We start from the raw sequence: 18,581 nt of genomic DNA on the forward strand, positions 1-18,581 counted from the left end.
TTTAATGTTTTAAGATATGTTCTTCTTTTTTAATAATATGATGCTCACCACGAGCTGCTGGATAAATCGCGGGGTTCACATCTCTTGCTTTAAAGTGCCTTGGTTCTTCAATAGTATCATGTCCCCTTTTATCATGCAATTCATAAACAATAAATGGCAAGATAGCGGTCACAACAAAACTTATAAGAAGTATCATTTGGTAAGTATGAGTCTCATTTTTCGCAATTGATGCTGGAGGAACAAAGGAAATAAATAGAGCAAAAATTGATAATAAAAATCCAATTCCCGCAATGATTGTTTTTCCAACTCTTTTACCTGGAACATTATAAGTGCGCTTTAAATTTTGTTTTTTATAGATTAAAACAAAGTAACCAATAAAGAATAAGAGATAACCTACCAAATAAATCACTACTGTCAGTGAAATGGCAACTAAGAAAGATAAATTATTTCCTCCTCCTCCAAAAGTTAATACAGCGCCCCAAAGTGTAACAATGATTCCTTGAATCATAACTAAAGGAACAGGGACTTCATGCGTATTTGTTTTACGTAAAAATTTTGGTAATAAGCCTCTTTGTGCTGCTGCAAACATCCCTCTAGAAGGACCAACAACCCATGAACTCACTTCTCCCATAACCCCAAAGGCAATCATTAGTGCAATTACTTTAACTAACCATCCCAAATGATGATTAAAATGTAAGATTAACGTTTGAAAAGTTTGAATTACCCCTGCACTTAATGATAAGTCTTTTTGAGGAATAACCGCTGCTACAGAAAATCCACCTATGGCATCTAAAGAAATAGCTAATATTACTAATAAAATCATTGCTAAGGGATAATTTCTCTTTGGATTTTCAAGTTCATTAATGTGCGAAGCTGAAGCTTCTACCCCCATATAAGCAAGAATAAAAGAAACAAAAACTACTAAAGTTGATACTTGTGAAAAATCTGGGACAAAAGCATGCTTATTAATTGGTATCTCTATAGGATTACCTCCGATAAAATATGCTGCAGCTAATCCAAACAAGATAATTGATGGAATCACTATCCCAACTACGAAACCAGCTTTTACCAATTTAGCAGTTCTTTGTGTCCCACCTAACTGAGAAAATGTCAATCCCCAAAAAATGATTAGTAAACCAATAAATTTAATCAATGGATCTGTATTAAGTGCCTGAAAATTTAACACATAAGAGAGGGCCCCTAAAATGAAATAGATCATAGTGACAAAGCCAACTGTAATTTGGAACCACTGAAAAAATATGGCTGCAAAACCAAAGCGCTCCCCTAAAGTTTGGCTCACCCAACTAAAAATTCCACCATTTTTCCAACCTTCAACCGTCGCCATTTCTGCTGCACAGAGCGCTACGGGCAAAAACCAGAGTAGTCCTCCGAGAAGTAAAAAGAACACCAAATGTAATTTTGACGTGGCAAAAGTTGGATACTCATAGACAGTCAAAACCATTGAAGCGGTTAATGCAAAAAAACCGAATAATGATATTTTTTTTTGATTCATCATACCTCCTTATATTTATGATTGAATTTTTTAAAAGACATGTTATATAGCCTCATACAACTCATCTTCATTTTCTAGTATATGCTCCAGAATAAAAAAAATCTCTTTTAAACTGTTGCTTTAAAGCAACAGCTTAAAAGAGACTAAATTGACTTTTTCAAATACTTTTCCATTTTTTTCTGATAGAATTCTTTTATCTTCATTCCTCCAAATTCTTCCAAAGTTTCAAGCGCATAATTTATTTTTTCTTCTCCCACTTCTGCATTTTCAAAATTAAAAATAATGATACCTCTGGCAAGATGTCTTAATACTTCAGAATATAAATCAACACCTACAGTCCGATATTTTTTAGTCATTTCTAAAATATTTTCGGCTTTTGTTCTTTCTCCATTAGCCGCGTATATCGCAACGCTTTTATAGGCTATTTGCAATAGTCTCCTTCTATATTTTAAGACTCTACAGTAATTTTCACATCTTTTGTCAAAGTTAAAAAGCAGCAATTCTAATTGATTGACATTGAGATAATCAGATACAAAATAGAATAAAGTTAGTTCAAAATATCCCCACTCTTCAATATTACAAAGATAAGTTTCAATTTCCTTAACTTCTGTCTGACTAATAGTCCCAAGCTTCGTTTTAACGGTAATCGTCAGTAAATGATTCCCTGTTTCTTTAACCTCAGAATATAACTCTTTTATTTTATCTCGATTTTGACTAAATTCAGCTTTTTCCAATTCTAATATAAAAAATTCTTGGAAATTCGGCATATAATTATTTACTATCAATTCGTACTCAGCTAATGGCACTTGCATTTCTTCTAACATCAAATCTATGCGCTCAAAACTCATCATACACTTTCCATGTTCAAATCTAGATATATTTGAACGGTCTATTCCTAATTTACTAAAGTATGATAATCCTAAATTCTTTTGGTTTCGTAACTTTTTAAAACAATCTCCATATTTTTTATACATTCTCAACATCCCCCAAACTATTATTTTTATTGTTTTTCAAGATTTATAACAGTTCATTGGCTATACTCTTTAATCAGTATGTCAATGTAGCTGTTATTTCTGGATTTAAGAAATTACGCAATTGAGATTATAACTTATTTAGGACTTAATCGTCAAATTTATACCAGTTCATACAAAAAGTATATCTTACATAATTTATAATAAAAAACATTTATATTACTTTATATTTCTCTTAGGCTATTAATAAAAACAGTGTGAAAGCTTATACTGGGCTCATCATCTGCTCTATTAGAATTTTGATATAAGTCTTTTGTTAAAATAATTATTATTAAAAAATATTGGAAATTATAACAGATGTAACTATACCAATTTCGAATATTTTATTAGTAACTAATTCTATAAAAAACTCTCTTTATTTATTATGTCATTTAGGTTAATATAAAATTAGTTTTTTATTAAAAAAGAATAGTCTAAATAATTACTGACAGACCTGTCAGCAAAAAAACGTGAACAGATAACGTTCACGTTTTACATATTTTTACTGACAGAATCTACGATTTAAAATTGACCATTGTTTTAATCGGCTCATAGGACTTGCGATGAATTCTTGTGATACCATATTTTGTTAGAGCTTCAAGATGTTTTGCTGTTCCATAACCTGCATTATGTTCAAAATCATACTCAGGAAATTCACGAGCAAACTCTTTCATCATTTCATCACGAGTTACTTTAGCAACAATTGAAGCCGCCGCAATCGAGGCTGAGCGAGCATCTCCGTGAATAATTTTTGTCTGTGCAATAGGTAAATCCAAAACCATAGCATCAATTAAGAGGTGTTCAGGTTTAACAGATAATTTTGATACTGCCTGAATCATTGCAATTTTTGTTGCCTCATAAATATTTACTTCATCAATTTTTTCCGCATCAACAATCCCAATTCCTATTGCTAAAGCTTTTTCTTGAATTTCGGATAGAATAGCATGATATTTTGATTTTGCCACTTTTTTACTATCATTTAAACCCTGAATTTTACAATTTTTAGGTAAAATGACTGCCGCAGTCACTACAGGACCAGCAAGTGGTCCACGACCAACTTCATCAATACCTGCAATTAATTGAATTTCTTGACCATAAAGTTCTTTCTCAAATTCCAACATTTGTTCCAAACGAGCCTCTTCTGCTAACTCTGCTAAAATTTGTTTTTTCCTACTTTTAAGTGCTGCTTGAACCCCAGCCCGTTCATCTGCTTCATATACTAAGAATTCTTTTGCTGACAAGTCTGTCAGTTTGGCTAAGGTCGCTTTAATTTCTTTAATGGTTTGTCCCATTTTACTCACCAACTCTCAAAAATTATTGACAGCTTTTCTGTCAGTAATTTTACATAATATTATTTATGTTATTGATACTGCAAATCTGTCATTAATCACACGATAATAAAATCAAAGTCCGTCAACTCCGACTTCGTCCAAACAGAACAAGCCCAGTTTTCCATCCCGGACATCTTTGACAAACATATTATAGAAACGATCATAATCATCACGGAAACCAAATCTTGCAGTCAGCTCCATAATTAAGTCTGGAATTTCAAGCTCCAAATCTTCTTCTGTCATTTTATATCGTTTCATTGTGACTGTTCGATAGTTCTTCAAAAAATAATTTAATCCAAAAATTGTTACCTCATCCATTGGCAATAAATCATCCTTAATTGCCCCAGTCAAAGCTAATTTTAAACCAACAAGTTGATCTTCAAATTTTGGCCAAAGAATACCTGGTGTGTCCAATAATTCTAATTCTTTATTGGTTCGAATCCATTGTTGACCCTTAGTTACCCCTGGACGGTTCCCAGTCACTGCAACTTTTTTACCTGCTAAGCGATTCATCAAAGTTGACTTCCCTGCATTCGGAATTCCGATAATCATTGTTCGCAAAGTAGTATGAGCAATGCCGCGCTCCTTATCATGAGCGACCTTATCAGCCATCAATTTTTTAGCAGCAACAGTTAATCTTTTTGCTGTATATTCTTCTTTAGAATTAATGGCTAAAGTTATAAAACCTTGTTCATCAAAATATTCAATCCATTGTGCTACTGCATTAGAATCAGCTAAATCAGCTTTATTTAAAGCAATAATTCTTGGTTTATCTCCAATAATTTGCCCCAACATCGGATTACGTGAAGAAATAGGGAGACGAGCATCAACCAATTCAATCACAAAATCAACATATTTTAAATTTTCTTGCACCTGACGACGTGCTTTGGACATATGCCCAGGAAACCATTGTATCACCATATTAATACTCCTCAAATCAACTGTAATCTCTACAGCTTTTATATATTTATAATTTCACATTCAGATAAGAATCAAGACTTAGCTGAGTTTTTATTCTACTAAAAGAATACAAATTTGAATTCTAATTTTTGCCCTCTTTTAAACCCAAAAGAATATAAAAAATGGACAAAGATTACCTTATCCATTTTAGCATTTTTCAACTTTTTTTGTAATCCTCAATTTTCAGGATTCAGATTTTCCGATTTTTAATAAATCAAGACCCAAAGTTAATTCTCTTAAGACCTTTTTAAAAACCTCTACAGAGAAAGAGGGTGATGTTGTCAAAGTTAAGAAAGTTTCTCCCCTATCAGTAATTGTGTAGTCTGTATCATAAAAACCATTCTTTTTATAGAATTTTAGACGTTTTACTCTCTGTTCATAATTATCTGCACTCGGATCAAGTCTCTCAATGTTCAAAGTAATATTTTTACCTGAAAATTTTTCTTTTAAAGTTTCTAAAATCGCTGAACCATAACCTTTAGACTGAACCTGATTATTAACTGCTAAATATAAAACAAAAGTCATTTCTTCATGACTCACAAGGTAAGAAATACCACAAAATTCATCATTTTGATAGAACGCCCAAAAATGTACATTTTTCTTCAAGGCCCAAAGTTTTAGCAACCAAATTGGATATTGTTCTTCTTTAGGAAAAGAATTTTTAACTAAATCTATGACTTGACGATATTCCGGTAAAGTTTTAGATACATTTTTTATTTCTAAATTCATTATTTCTCCTCTACTTTAAGGGTAATATATCGATTATATCAAAAAAGATTTAGAGGTCATAATGAAGTCCTTTTACTATTAGTATAAAATATCTAATCTAGTCTTATAAGCCAATTATTTAATGTTTGAAAGATTGCTTCTTGCTGTTGAAGATTAGAAATTGACGCCTTTTTATCTCCTTTTTGAAAACCATAGCTCCCAAATCCACTATGGTTTCCACCTTCTATAGTAATATACTTCGTTTGTTGTGGAAGATATTGTTTCGCCTTTTGATATGATGACCAGTTTAGGACCCCATCTTGAGAACCAACTATAGATAATATTCCTCCATTAAAATTAGTTAGACTTCCTTTTTTATCAGGATAACTAGCTAAAAAGAAAACTCCTCTTAATGATGAATCAGATATTCTTTTTTCTGCAAACCGACTTGCAATTACCCCACCTAATGAATGGCCACCGACCACATAATTATTGATTTTATTCGTTTTAATAATTGAGGAAGCTTTATCTGGATTAAACACTGCTAAATTTAAAGGTTCTTTTATTAGATAAACCGTATATCCTGCTTTAGCAAGTTTATTTGCCCAAATACTATAACTTTTATTATCTACTAGAGCCCCCTGATAAAAGATAATGCTTGTTTTTTTAGGATTTCCTTTAAATACAAGGGTATCATTCTGAACTTCAGCTTTTTGTGAAATTTTTAAAGCTTCTGAAGTGGGATGATAGCTATTCGTCTTAAGGTAAAAAAATATAAACGTAGCAATTATCAGTATTACCACTCCCGAAAAACCTAAAATTTTCTTTAACTTACTTTTTTTCATTCTTACTTCATTCTCCATATTGATATTATAATTATTATAACATGACAACAAAAACTAAAACGATTATATATTTATAATAATAAGATAAATAAACATTTTGCATTAACTTGCATTTTTAGCATATTTTCGATTAAACAATTGCAACTTATTGCTTATTTTCGTGTACTGTGTTATGATAGTTAAAAAGGAGAGAGAATGTTATTAGAAGAAAGACTATCCAAAATTAGCCAAATCATTGATAAAGAAGGCAGTGCCACAATTGATTTTCTAGCTCAAAAACTTGAAGTTTCAAAAGATACAATTAGGAGAGATTTAATAAAGTTAGAATCCAGAAAAAAATTGCATCGAGTTCATGGTGGAGCAATTCCAATCGGCAAAGAGGCTGAGATTTTGAATTATGAAGAACGCTCAAATATTTCCAACAGTTTAAAGAAAAAAATAGCAAGTAAAATAAAAAATCTCATAAAAGATCATAGCACTCTTATTTTTGATTCATCAACAACCGTCGAAGCTGCTATAAAACAACTTGATAACTTCTCTATCTCAACCATCACAAACTCCCTCACCAATGCAATATTACTTTCGAAGTATGAGAAGGCAACTGTACAACTTCTTCCCGGAAAATTAAACAAGAATCAACTATTCTTGTACGGCGCGGAAACCGTTGAAAAACTCTCTCAATATCAAGTTGATTTTACAATTTTAGGCGTTTTCGCTCTTTCTAATAATGGTTTATTTATTCATACTGAAGAGGAAGGCCTCGTCAAAAGAAAAATGATTCAACAAGGAAAGCAAGTCATAGCCTTAGCAGATCATACCAAACTTAATAAAGAAGGATTCTTTAAAATTTGTGATTTAAAAGAAATAGACTATCTCATCACCGATGAAAAAATTGAAGGTGAATTGATGAATAATTTAAATGATAATAATGTGAAAGTGGTGACTATAAATGAATAAAGAAATTGTTTACGAAAAAATAAACGAACCAAAGCTCTTTAATAATGTTCCACCGGTTACACTAACTGACAAAACATTAAAGGACCGAAAAGAAAAGCTTTTAACAATAATGGCTAAAGAACAATACGATGCATTAATTATCTATGCAGACAAAGAACATGGCAGCAATTTTGAATACTTTACTGGATTTATTCCACGTTTTGAGGAAGGATTACTCATTATTGATAAAAATAATAAAGCCACGCTTGTTTTGGGTAATGAGAATTTAAAAATGTCTAAACACTCAAGAATTGAAGCTAACCTTATTCATTACCCTCAATTTTCTTTGCCAAATCAACCCATGGATAACGAAAAAAGTCTAACTCAGATTTTTAAGGAGTTAGAACTTTATAAAAACAAAAAAATTGGCTTGATTGGCTGGAAGATGTTTACAACACAAAATGAAGAGCCTTCAGAATTATTTGATCTTCCCTACTTTATCGTAGACGCAGTAAAGAATTCACTCTCAACAGATACAATTTTAACTAACGCTGCTCAACTCCTCATTGGTCCAAAAGGAATTCGGACGATAAACAATGCAAACGAACTCGCGCATTATGAATATGGAGCTAATCTTGCCTCTCGTTGCATTCTAAATGCCATGAATCAGCTTAAAATAGGAATGAAAGAAAGTGAAATTGGCGCAATACTCTCTGACGAAGGGCAAGCCCATTCTGTAATTACAATTGCAGCTTCTGGAGAAAGATTTAAAAAAGCCAACTTCTATCCAACCTATAAAAAAATAAACTTTGGAGAACCAATTTCAATGACAACAGGTTTCAAAGGAGGCTTGTCTAGTCGAACCGGTTTTTTAGTCAATGAAGAAAAAGAATTGCCAGATAACCAAAAGCATTATCTCACTGATATTGTCATTCCTTATTATAAAGGAGTCGTTTCATGGTTAGAAAATATTTCCATCGGGATGTCGGGAAATGATTTCTATAAAATGATTGATGATAATTTGCCAAAAGCAAATTACAATTGGCATTTAAATCCAGGGCACTATGTCGCTGATGAAGAATGGATGGCCTCTCCTTTCTATAAAAATTCAAAAGTGAAAATTGCTAGTGGAATGATTTTTCAAATTGACATTATTCCATCTGTAGAAGGTTTAGCAGGCGTAAGTGCTGAAGAATGCGTAGCTATTGCTGATCAGTCACTTAAAAATGAACTTAAAAATGAATATCCCGAACTATGGCAAAGAATTATAACACGAAGAAACTACCTCATAAATGAATTAAACATCAATTTAAGTCCAGATGTGCTTCCTTTATCAAATACAGTGGGCTACCTAAGACCTTTCCTCTTAGAAAAGTCGAAATCCTTGAAAGTCAAATAAAGTTAATACTTATAAAAAAGAAGAATTCTATTCGGCAGAATTCTTCTTTTTTTCTTCACATAAAACTATCTTTCGCCTTTTGAGCAAAGAAAGAATTGACTAATCCTATTTTTAGAATTAGTACAACATATTTGGGAAGGCATTAAAGTAATCAAAAACATCGCTGAACTTATAACGATAAGAACATCAATAATTATATTTTGTTTCAGATGAATTATAAAACCTAGAATCACAATCAGCACCAATAAACAGAATATCAAAATTATGCCACTTGCTCTTAACCCGACATCACGCCATCTTCTAACAGTCATTGTAATAACTGGGATAAGTAAAAACAAATAGATGATTCCAATAATAAAAATTGGTATATTAAGAAATGTACTCTCCATTATTTCTTGAACATTTCCTCCACCTGAAATATTCATTAAAGAACCAAAAATTAAGTAAGATAAAATGACTGTTGGAATGATCGAAAGTATTAATAAACTTAATATGACATACCAAAAATCCAGCCGACTCGTTTTACCTTTAAAATTAAAATATTCTCTAAAAAATTTTTTATAGGCATTGACTAAAACAACTTCTCCAACCATTGCCCCTCCTTTTTTATCAATATTAATTAAAAAAGAGCTAAGAAAACAAAGCTCTTATAAAATAATTGTTATAATTAATCTACTTTTCTAAATCGAATAAATAGCACAAGTGAACCAAGTATAAGTAAGAAAGAACCAAACAAAGTAATTTTTTTCATTCCTTGTTCTTTATCACCTGTTTCAGGTAGATTCTTTTCTTTAGAAGTTACAACTGATTCTTTATCTTTAACAGTCTTAGACCCTTTCGTTGTTTCATTCTCCCTAGAGTCTGGATTTAAATTATTTTTATTACTAGAATCTGGAATAACTTCTTCTGGTTTATTAGGATTAGCATTTTTCTCATAAACGTAAGTTACTGTTTGAGGGCTATTAGTATATCGGCCAGAGGCATTACCAATTATATTCTTGAAAGTATAACCAGTTAGTTCTTTCTTTTCTGTATGATAAGTTTCACCAATATTCCCTGTCTGAATAACATCACCGAAAAGTGATTTACCATCTGTATCTATATACTTGACCGTCACTTGACCAAGTATCTTAGCATTTTTCTGATAAATATAAGTTACTGTTTGAGGACTATCCGTAAATTTACCGGTCGCATCTCCATCCACTTTAATTAAAGAGTATCCTTGGAAACTTAGTTCTTTTGAATTATAAGTTGCTCCTACATAGCCATTTAAAACTTCTGACGGTGCTAGTTCTTGACCATTTTCATCTTGATACTTAACCGTGACTGGTGCTCCATCATCAACGACATCAAATTGATGTAAATAAGTACCTGAGGATATTGCATAAAACGTATAGCCATCGGGAACTGCATACGTTCCTGCTGGGTTATTTAAACGAGCATTATACTCAAAAGATTTTATTCCTTGATATTCTTCAGGACTAACTGAATTGATAGTGATTCCATTGTCATCTATTTGCAAACGACTGGCTGGAAGTTGAGTTCCATTAAAATCAAAATAAGTATTACTGGCAGAGTTTGAAGTTGAAAAAGGTGGAATATAACCATCAAAATTCGTCATTCGATTAGGCATCATTGAAAATGGAATATAAACACTTTGCTCATCTTCATTATATTTCAAGCTCGATCTTGTCACCGTAGTTGGAGGATCATTTCTTCCAGTATTTTGGCCAAATGCTGCCAAGTCAGACATTATTGGAAAATCTTTGATGACAGTAAAATCTGTGATTCCACAAAATTGAACACTAAGACTCTTTAGATTCGGAAGAACTTTTAATGGCTCAATGTTTGTAATATTCATATTACTATCCATATAAAGTCTTACTAAAGCTTTTAAATTAACAATTTTTGCTAATACAGAATTATCCACACTAGTCCCACCAATTGACAAATTTGTCAAACCCTGACTTGCTGTAAGATTTGGAAAGTTATCGCTGGTTAATGAACTAGTTTGTAAGGTAACAAATGTCAGTTTGGTTAATGATTCTAATGGTGTAAAATCTGTGATTTTGTTATTGACATTAATATAAATTGATGAAAGATTAGTTGCATGTTCAAGTCCAACTAGGCTATAAATATCTACTGAATTTAAAGTTAAATTCGTTAATTTATCCATATCTGTCTGAGTCAGTTCAGCAGTCGTTGCAAGCCCTAAAGTTGATAAAATTGTTTGTTTTAAATTTGGGTCTGGTACAGAGATTGTAGAACTTGCTGCTGCTTTTGGTTCAGCAACCGTTGTTGAGGCAACTACTTCCTCTTTTTGCGCCAATTTTTTTGAATCAGAAGTCAGACTTTCAGAAGGCGCTAAGCTAGTAGTAGAAGAACTTTCTGGTAAGGAAATCGTTGAATTATTTTGGTTTTGATCATTAGTAGAGGATTCCACCGTTTGACTTTCAGATGTAGTTTCAGAAGCATCTTTTTGACTTGTTGGTGCTGTTTGTTCAGTTTCAGTTTCTGTTTCAGTTGCCGAGACACTTAAGGGTGTTAAGGCCAATGGTAAAGACAAACAAAACAGCATAAGATAAAGACTACTCTTATGTTTCCATTTATTTAAATGTATCTTTTTCATAATAACTCCTTATGTAATGTTTAAGTTACAGCTTATCACACAAGCGTTTTCATGTCAATGCATTTCAAAACTGTTAAAACATATATATTTCAATACTATTTTAGACTATTCATTACATTTAGTACTTCTACCGTTATTAACTTTATCTATTGTTCACTTTACCCCTTTTATTCTTAATGGTAAACTAATTAATTAATTTATTGCAATTTCTAATTTGTAGTAAAAAAAAGTTTCTCAGTTTGCTCTGAAAAACTTTTTTACGATTTAACAACATTTAATTATCTTTATATTACACGCTACTAATGTGCAATCATTTCTTGAGCAATCTCAAAGCCCGTCAACTTTTTCGGATAATAAGTTGGCCAATTTTCTAATTCAGCCAAAACTTTTTCTTGGCTTTCTCCACCATGGAAAATATGAAAATGACTTGTCTTTACGGGGCTAATATTATGATCACTAAATTGAACATATTTAAATTCACCAGCTTTGGGATCATTTGATTCAAATAAATAGCGAACCCCTCGGTTTCCTTTACTATAGTTTAGAATTTTGAAGCCTTTATATTGATATGTATAGCTCTCTTTTACCCCATTTTTAACGAAACTCATCGTTTTATCATCTATTAAAATTTGGTCAACATCCGTTTTATAACCCTTTGTGTAATAATCCTTATAGTCAGCAGCTGACATTTCCTTATTAATTTTTGATTTAAGCTCAAACACTTGGTCTAATGTTCCTTTTTCCAAGAGAGGATAGACAGATTGCCAATTTCCACTATAATCACTTAAGGAACGTTTTTTTACATCAGCATCAGTAAAATAACCATTGGCAACCGTTTTTACTTCTTTACTTTTCTCCTCTGCTTGAATGTCTTTTCCTTCAGTTTCTGTTGTTTTCTTAAGTGCTATTAAATTTTGTTCCATAACTTTGATATAATTCCCGCCTTCTGAAAGTTCTTTCTTCGTCAAACTTTCTAATGGATTAAGCACCTCAACGTTTACTTTTGCTTCTTTGGCGAGTGTTTTGGCAAATTTATCATTAGCATTTTTTTCAAAATAAATATACTGAATACTATTAGCTTCAACATATTTTTTTAATTCCCCCAATCTTTTAGCTGAAGGCTCTTTGTCAGGATTTAAACCTGCAATAGACACTTGATTAAGACCATAGTCCAATGCTAAATAGCGGAAAGCAGCATGTTGAGTCACAAAATTTTTCTGCTTAGCATCTTTTAGTTCTTCACTGTATTTTTGATCAAGTTTACTTAATTTTTTAACATATTTTTCAGCATTTTCACTGAAAAGATTAGCTTGTTTAGGATAGAGTTTTTTTAATTGAGCTTCAATTATCTTTACTTCTTTAATCGCCATCTTTGGTGAAAGCCAAGTATGTGGATCATACTCATGATGATGATCACTTTCGTTTTCTGAGTGTTCATGCTCATCATCAGAACCTGGAAGTAAAACAATTTCTCTTGTTCCTTCGATGATCTTGGGCGATTTTTCTCCCAAAGTATTTTTCAACTTTCCTACCCAAGTTTCCATATTATCATTATGATAAACAAAAAGATCTGATTGATTAATTTTCAACATATCTTTTGCTGAAGGCTCATAATCATGAGGCTCTGTACCTGCTGGTACTAATAGTGATACTTCTCCAGCCTCACCCACAACATTCTTTGTGAATTCATAAACGGGATAAAAAGTGGTAACAACTGATAGTTTTGAACTGGCGTTTTTTTCATTTTCTTTTGAATTTGTATTCTGACAAGCAGCTAAAAATATTAAAGCCACTAATCCTAAACATACACTAATAATCCATTTTTTCTTATACTTGATTAAGTTCACTCTTAAAATCCTCCTAAAAATAATCATCTTTACTCATTTACTCTAGAGATAAATATCAAACCAGTTAGTAGTTGATTAACCGGTTAACTTTATAGTCAAAAAAATATTTAATTTCTATTAAATTTCACTTTTCAAAAGACACCTCCTTATATAGTTAACCAGTTAAGTATATCTAAAGTTTTATAATTTGTCAACCGGTTAAGTAATTTAAGTTTACAAATAAAGACTTAATTACAAAATCTTTTTAGATTATTCATTTAATTTTCTCATTGAGGTAAGAGTACCTTTTCCAAAAAGTGTAAATAAATATTTTTTTGGCAAGTAGGGTGTTATAAATCCATTATTATAATAGATATTTTTTAAACATAGAATAAACTTTTTCAAAGTATAACCTATAAATGGGTAACTACAAAGTCAATTCTTTAGTTTTTTTCTATATGTTAGTGCCCCGATTATCGCAATAACCCCCCCTAAAACTGTAAGCAAAAAAGGCCCCGTACTTCCCCCACTTGTTGATAAGGCTTGGTTTCCTAAACTATAATTTTGTAACGTTATAATTTGACTCATGTTACTATTTGTAAGTCCTAAATCTTTAAATGGAATCCTAACTTCCATCTCATCTGTGAATCCTGTTTGATTATCGCTTGAAGAATTTGAGGTTCTTTTAATAATTGCTTTTGCATTGGCATCCTGTATAACACTGTCACTTGTCGAAATAGTCTTGCTACTTCCTCCTTGAGTTTGTGCTCTTAATTTATATTCCTTGATACTATCAATTGGGATTGAATTAGAATCAATTGAAACACTATCTCCATTCTGATTTGCAAGTTGAAGTGCAAATGTTGTAGTTCCGACTTTTAAAAGATAAACCGCAGGAACCATCCATGTATTACTACCTGCTTCTGCCATTCTAATATAAAAATATATATTATCGCTATCAGAAACTAATCTTCCATATTTATAAGCTATTCTTTGGTTTACTTTATCAGTTGGGTTCCATTGAGAAATTATTGTTTCAGGAAATGAGTTCCAATCAGAAAAGTTTCCGTCAATTCTTATTTTTAAATCTCCATTATTGTATTCAAAATTATCTGCATTAATCTTACTTTGCAAAGTCATTAGTAAAGTAAGAGTCAATATCAAATAAATGACCTTTTTTTTCACGATTTTTCTCCTTTTAATTTGTTTTATTTTGAAAATAGTTTTTTCAAATTATGTGAATAGGAATAAATCCTTTCATATAATTTATATTTTTTAACAATTCAGATGAGCTATAGGTAGGGAAGAAGATAATTGATTAGAGCATTAATATTTTACGGAATATTTTCTTCATAATCTTAAAAGTAACTCTTTATATCAATACGCTCCGCTTAAATATTGAAAATTTAAAAATTAATTTATTTATTTTTAAAATTCTTCATTTACTTCGCATATGAAGAACCTCTTAATCCTTTCAAATGATTTTGAAAATGAAAGGGAAAAAAGCAACATAAACATTGGGAAAAATTGAATTAAGTACCTACTTCGCCCTCCTTCAAATACTAAGAGATATAAAAATCCCCCTAAAATACATAATTTAAGAAATAAAATATTTTTCTCTTTATCATTGCCACCAAATAAAATCAAAATCATGAAAAAAATATAAATAATTTGAGTAATCATTCGAAAATCTTCAATGTGCGTACCATAAAGCAAAAAAAAGTTTTTTATCTTACCAGATATACTAGTATTGGAGGGAGATCTTGATTCTTTAAAAAAGTCTCCTTCTTTTAACCAACCGAAAGTTCCGTCTGAGGTATTATTTGAATGTTTTTGTAAAAGAAACTTGATATAACCAAATACCCCTTTACCTTTTAAGCGCTCAACCAGCTTATCTTCGGAATATTTAACACGTTCTTCCTTAGTTTGAAGAATAGACATCATCAAAGCATCTTTTGCGTTATAACCTCCTTCTCCAGATACTCCCATACTAATAAAATGAATTGCTGGAATCTCCCTCCCTTTGGTTATTCGAATAAAGGTTTGATTACATACTTTTTGCTGGATAAATTTTTCAGATAGTATGCTTGAAGTAATAATTAATATTACTATAGCTATAAATTTAAGAGTAATTTTTACTTTACCGCTTTTTACCATGAATAATAGCTCAATAATTGTCATCGCAATAATTGGGATAATTGCAGATGGTTTAACATTATAAGTAACTACTAGTGTTAATCCTAAAGCGACACTCAAAAAAAGTCTTATAATGAAATTTTTCTTATATAATATTAAAAAATATATCAATAGCATACCCGAGACTAACGGTAAAACCCATGTATCAGTATAAGGAATTATTATTGATGGAAAGAAAAGCAAAAATAAAGCATGGCTATAAATGGCAATAGATAATTTTTTAATTTTAATAACTGATATTGTTAATAAATTTAATAATACTGATAAATCAACCAAAAATAGGGTGCAATAATCAAAAAATATCCAGGTATGATTTCCAAAAAGTATAGCTAGCTTATGCATTAATAACTCAATAAATAAATTATTAGTGTTTGAACTAAAATATCCTATAACCTCTGGATTCTGAGCGTTACTTTTATTAGCTTGAGCATAGTGAAGCATCCCTACATCCCAACCTACCTCTGGATGAACATAAAAAATAAATATTATTTGCAATAGAATTACTCCAAATAACATCAAAACAGATGATAAAAATTTGTGTTTTATGAATATTAATCTAAAAAATTTTTTTACATTATCAAAAGTTATAATTCCAACAAAAATAACTATAGAACTCAAAATAAAATAAGTTGTAACTAGAGTTGTGCTTTGTCCATATTTTGGATTGTCTCCAATAACTAAATTTGGTGAAAAAATAGAAAAATAACATGTTAATAATAAAAAAAAGCTGAATAGTGTTGTTATTGTACTGCTAGAAAAAGAAAAAAATTTTTTCATAATATTAACCTCAAATTTTTGTAATACAATAAAAACGAACGGGGGTTTCTCCAACCTCTATTCTAATTAGTTCAGCTGCAAAGCTTTCTACCAATTTTGATATTTCTTTAAATAAAAAATCTGCAAAATTCTCAAGTGTAGGATTTAATTCATCAAATGGATAGACTTCGTTTAAAAAAACTCCCAAAAATTTATGAAAATATAATTCTATTGCTTTTTCAATATCTGAGAAAACGATCATATGGTCATTCTTCGTCGTTATTTCACAAATAATTTCCCAAGTGTGATTATGTTGCTTTCCTTCGCCCTTTTCCCAACGAATAGCATGACTTGCATTTACATAAAATTTTAATTTATAATTTTTTCTCATATTATTCATTTTAATCTCCTTTAAATAACTTTTTTATATCTTTATAAATTGTGCTTTTTATTAATTTTATTTCCGCAGTGAATCGCTGAGAATTCCATTGTGCTGACTTGGTCATCGTATTTAATATTCCTACCAGCCTTATCCATGAACAAATAAAAGTATAGAAAGGTAAAATAAAAATTACCCACCAAAATCTTGAATAAAATTTTAACTCCTTTTTAAATGACCTTAGAAGCATATGAGCACAAATATAATTCAAAAAATCTACGAAAATATATAATAAGTAAATGATAAAATAAGAAAAAATAAGTACTGTCAATGAGTAACCAAACATTATTAATATTATGCTCGCAAACATCCATATCATCTTAGGGAATACAAACGTATGGTCAATCATCATTCTTCTTACCATGAAATTTTTAAAAAAATTTGAGATTATTGCATTTTCTCCCATATAATTTTCAGTCACTTCTATTTCACCTCGTTGCCATCTCTGACGCTGAAGATATAAACTATCAAGACTATCAATTGGGTCAACAAAAAATATAGCTTCGGGACAAAATCCAACCTTCTTTTTTTTCCCCTCTCTTATCTGAAATGTCATGTCTGTATCTTCGCCAACGGTATTGATATTATATAAAAAAGTGCTATACAGAACTTCTTTTCTGAATGCAGAGAACGCCCCTGCCATTGTAAAAAGTTGCCCTTTGTCAGCTTCAATTGACCTACCAGATAAGAAAGCTTGAGCATATTCAAAATACTCACTAACTTGCAATAATTTCAAAAAGATATTTTTAGTACTTTTGATTTTTTCTTTTTGGGTAAAAATTGTACCAGTCATTGCCGATATCTCTGAGTCATTTTCAAAAGTTAAAATCAAATTCATTAAAGCATTTTTTTCTAGGATTCCATCACTGTCGATATTTATAATATAAGTACCAATCGTCTCATAAAGTGCAGCATTCAAGGCTTTTGCTTTTCCTGATTCTGTTTTCATCCAGTACATATTCATTGTTGGGAAATGTTTATTATGGGCCTCATCAAATATTTCAAAACTTTTATCTGGATTAGTATTATTATCCGCAAAGATTACCTGCATTAACTCATTTGGATAAGACGAATCATTTATTGATTTTATACATTGATAAAGTGTTCTTTCAGAGTTGTATACCGGTACAACAATTGAAATAAAGGGAAGTTTATCCGGTGTTTCTACATTCTTTTTCCTCAAGTTTTTCATCATCAATTTGGAAACAGATATAATTGATGGAATTATCTCTATAATAATAGGTACTAATATCCAAGTAATCCAAAAAAACATTTGATTCACCGCTAGATTTATTAAATATTCAATCATTTATTAATATCTCCAATTTTGCCGAAATTTTTGAAATTTATAATAGAATTTTTTGTTACTTGTGTGTATGTGAAAATTTTATAGTAGAGTATCAATATTGATATATAGAAGACTACTCTTCCTAAAATTGAATGTGATAAATAAAAAGCCTTCACTCCCAAAAAATGTACGACAATAATTACTACAGAAAGTCTAATTATATTAGTAAAATATATCCAAATTAGGCCAATCAATGAATAAAGAAGCTTTTCTTTTCGTGAATAAGCAGGGAAAAATAGAACTAGAGAAACATACGCGCAGCTTTCAATAATACCTGAACACTCATAATCAATCGAAATACTAATTGAAGATCGAAAATCAAAAATATAGAGGAAATTATGCATTGGATTACCTTGTACCCAATGTGTCCAACTCCAAAAAAAACTAGTTCCCATTACAACTATGTGTGATAATAAGAATACCCAATATGGTTTACTAAGACCCAATATTATAAAAAAAAATCCTATACTCCCTAAAATAAAGAAAAAGGCTGACATCCTATTTCTTTTAAGAACATTAAGTAGATATATCCAAAGAATACCCCAAAAAAATATTAAATTATTCAATAGTTCTCCTTATACTTTATAATTACCCAAAAATATCATTTAAACTAAAATAAAGATAAGCGCAAATATTACATAAAACACCGATGATTAATCAAAAATCTATAAGACCACTACTTCTT

At 30.7% G+C, this 18,581-nt stretch carries 16 protein-coding genes; 2 read left to right on the plus strand and 14 right to left on the minus strand.

The window, feature by feature from the left end:
• Position 1: 1 nt before the first annotated feature.
• The 6 genes from gadC to IAE52_RS02185 form a co-directional block, all read right to left on the minus strand.
• Entirely contained in the window at positions 2-1,513 is a 1,512-nt protein-coding gene (gene gadC / locus IAE52_RS02160; protein ID WP_010905871.1) for a glutamate:gamma-aminobutyrate antiporter, read from the minus strand.
• A gap of 143 nt (positions 1,514-1,656) precedes the next feature.
• Entirely contained in the window at positions 1,657-2,487 is an 831-nt protein-coding gene (locus IAE52_RS02165; protein ID WP_012897893.1) for an XRE/MutR family transcriptional regulator, read from the minus strand.
• A 551-nt stretch (positions 2,488-3,038) separates the two neighbouring features.
• Positions 3,039-3,815, minus strand: a complete 777-nt coding sequence (locus IAE52_RS02170; protein WP_109990978.1) for a ribonuclease HII — start codon at positions 3,813-3,815, stop codon at positions 3,039-3,041.
• A 111-nt stretch (positions 3,816-3,926) separates the two neighbouring features.
• The gene (gene ylqF / locus IAE52_RS02175; protein WP_012897895.1) at positions 3,927-4,775 is read right to left on the minus strand and encodes a ribosome biogenesis GTPase YlqF; all 849 of its coding nucleotides are present in this window, start codon (positions 4,773-4,775) and stop codon (positions 3,927-3,929) included.
• A 222-nt stretch (positions 4,776-4,997) separates the two neighbouring features.
• The gene (locus IAE52_RS02180; RefSeq protein WP_109990979.1) at positions 4,998-5,543 is read right to left on the minus strand and encodes a GNAT family N-acetyltransferase; all 546 of its coding nucleotides are present in this window, start codon (positions 5,541-5,543) and stop codon (positions 4,998-5,000) included.
• Between the two features lie 92 nt (positions 5,544-5,635).
• A complete protein-coding gene (locus tag IAE52_RS02185; protein ID WP_162551455.1) occupies positions 5,636-6,367 on the minus strand; it encodes an alpha/beta hydrolase in 732 nt (243 codons plus the stop codon).
• Positions 6,368-6,562: 195 nt separating this feature from the next.
• Here IAE52_RS02185 and IAE52_RS02190 point away from each other — a divergent pair, with 195 nt between their 5' ends.
• Positions 6,563-7,324 (plus strand): DeoR/GlpR family DNA-binding transcription regulator, encoded by a 762-nt coding sequence (locus tag IAE52_RS02190; RefSeq protein WP_109990981.1) that lies wholly within the window; start codon positions 6,563-6,565, stop codon positions 7,322-7,324.
• Complete coding sequence (locus IAE52_RS02195) at positions 7,317-8,702, plus strand: Xaa-Pro peptidase family protein (RefSeq protein WP_200136650.1); 1,386 nt, start codon at positions 7,317-7,319, stop codon at positions 8,700-8,702. The genes IAE52_RS02190 and IAE52_RS02195 overlap by 8 nt, the downstream gene beginning before the upstream one ends.
• A gap of 65 nt (positions 8,703-8,767) precedes the next feature.
• Here the strand turns inward: IAE52_RS02195 and IAE52_RS02200 are convergent, their stop codons facing one another.
• The 8 genes from IAE52_RS02200 to xrtG form a co-directional block, all read right to left on the minus strand.
• Positions 8,768-9,295, minus strand: coding sequence for a DUF805 domain-containing protein (locus IAE52_RS02200; protein ID WP_103054791.1), 528 nt, complete (start codon positions 9,293-9,295; stop codon positions 8,768-8,770).
• 74 nt (positions 9,296-9,369) lie between these two features.
• Complete coding sequence (locus tag IAE52_RS02205) at positions 9,370-11,331, minus strand: MucBP domain-containing protein (RefSeq protein ID WP_109990983.1); 1,962 nt, start codon at positions 11,329-11,331, stop codon at positions 9,370-9,372.
• A 299-nt stretch (positions 11,332-11,630) separates the two neighbouring features.
• Positions 11,631-13,205: a zinc ABC transporter substrate-binding protein AdcA gene (locus IAE52_RS02210; RefSeq protein ID WP_187398348.1), complete on the minus strand. Its 1,575-nt coding sequence runs from the start codon at positions 13,203-13,205 to the stop codon at positions 11,631-11,633.
• A 387-nt stretch (positions 13,206-13,592) separates the two neighbouring features.
• A complete protein-coding gene (locus tag IAE52_RS11680; protein ID WP_187398349.1) occupies positions 13,593-14,342 on the minus strand; it encodes a Firmicu-CTERM sorting domain-containing protein in 750 nt (249 codons plus the stop codon).
• Between the two features lie 243 nt (positions 14,343-14,585).
• Positions 14,586-16,130, minus strand: a complete 1,545-nt coding sequence (locus IAE52_RS02220) for a TIGR03766 family XrtG-associated glycosyltransferase (protein WP_109990986.1) — start codon at positions 16,128-16,130, stop codon at positions 14,586-14,588.
• Positions 16,131-16,140: 10 nt separating this feature from the next.
• Positions 16,141-16,509: a 6-carboxytetrahydropterin synthase gene (locus tag IAE52_RS02225; RefSeq protein ID WP_058203122.1), complete on the minus strand. Its 369-nt coding sequence runs from the start codon at positions 16,507-16,509 to the stop codon at positions 16,141-16,143.
• Position 16,510: 1 nt separating this feature from the next.
• Entirely contained in the window at positions 16,511-17,857 is a 1,347-nt protein-coding gene (locus IAE52_RS02230) for a TIGR03111 family XrtG-associated glycosyltransferase (RefSeq protein ID WP_187398352.1), read from the minus strand.
• Positions 17,854-18,462, minus strand: coding sequence for an exosortase family protein XrtG (xrtG, locus tag IAE52_RS02235; RefSeq protein WP_207186890.1), 609 nt, complete (start codon positions 18,460-18,462; stop codon positions 17,854-17,856). Before xrtG ends, IAE52_RS02230 begins: the two co-directional genes overlap by 4 nt.
• Positions 18,463-18,581: the final 119 nt, after the last annotated feature.

This window comes from Lactococcus sp. S47 (assembly GCF_016517475.1).
GTDB lineage: Bacteria > Bacillota > Bacilli > Lactobacillales > Streptococcaceae > Lactococcus > Lactococcus lactis.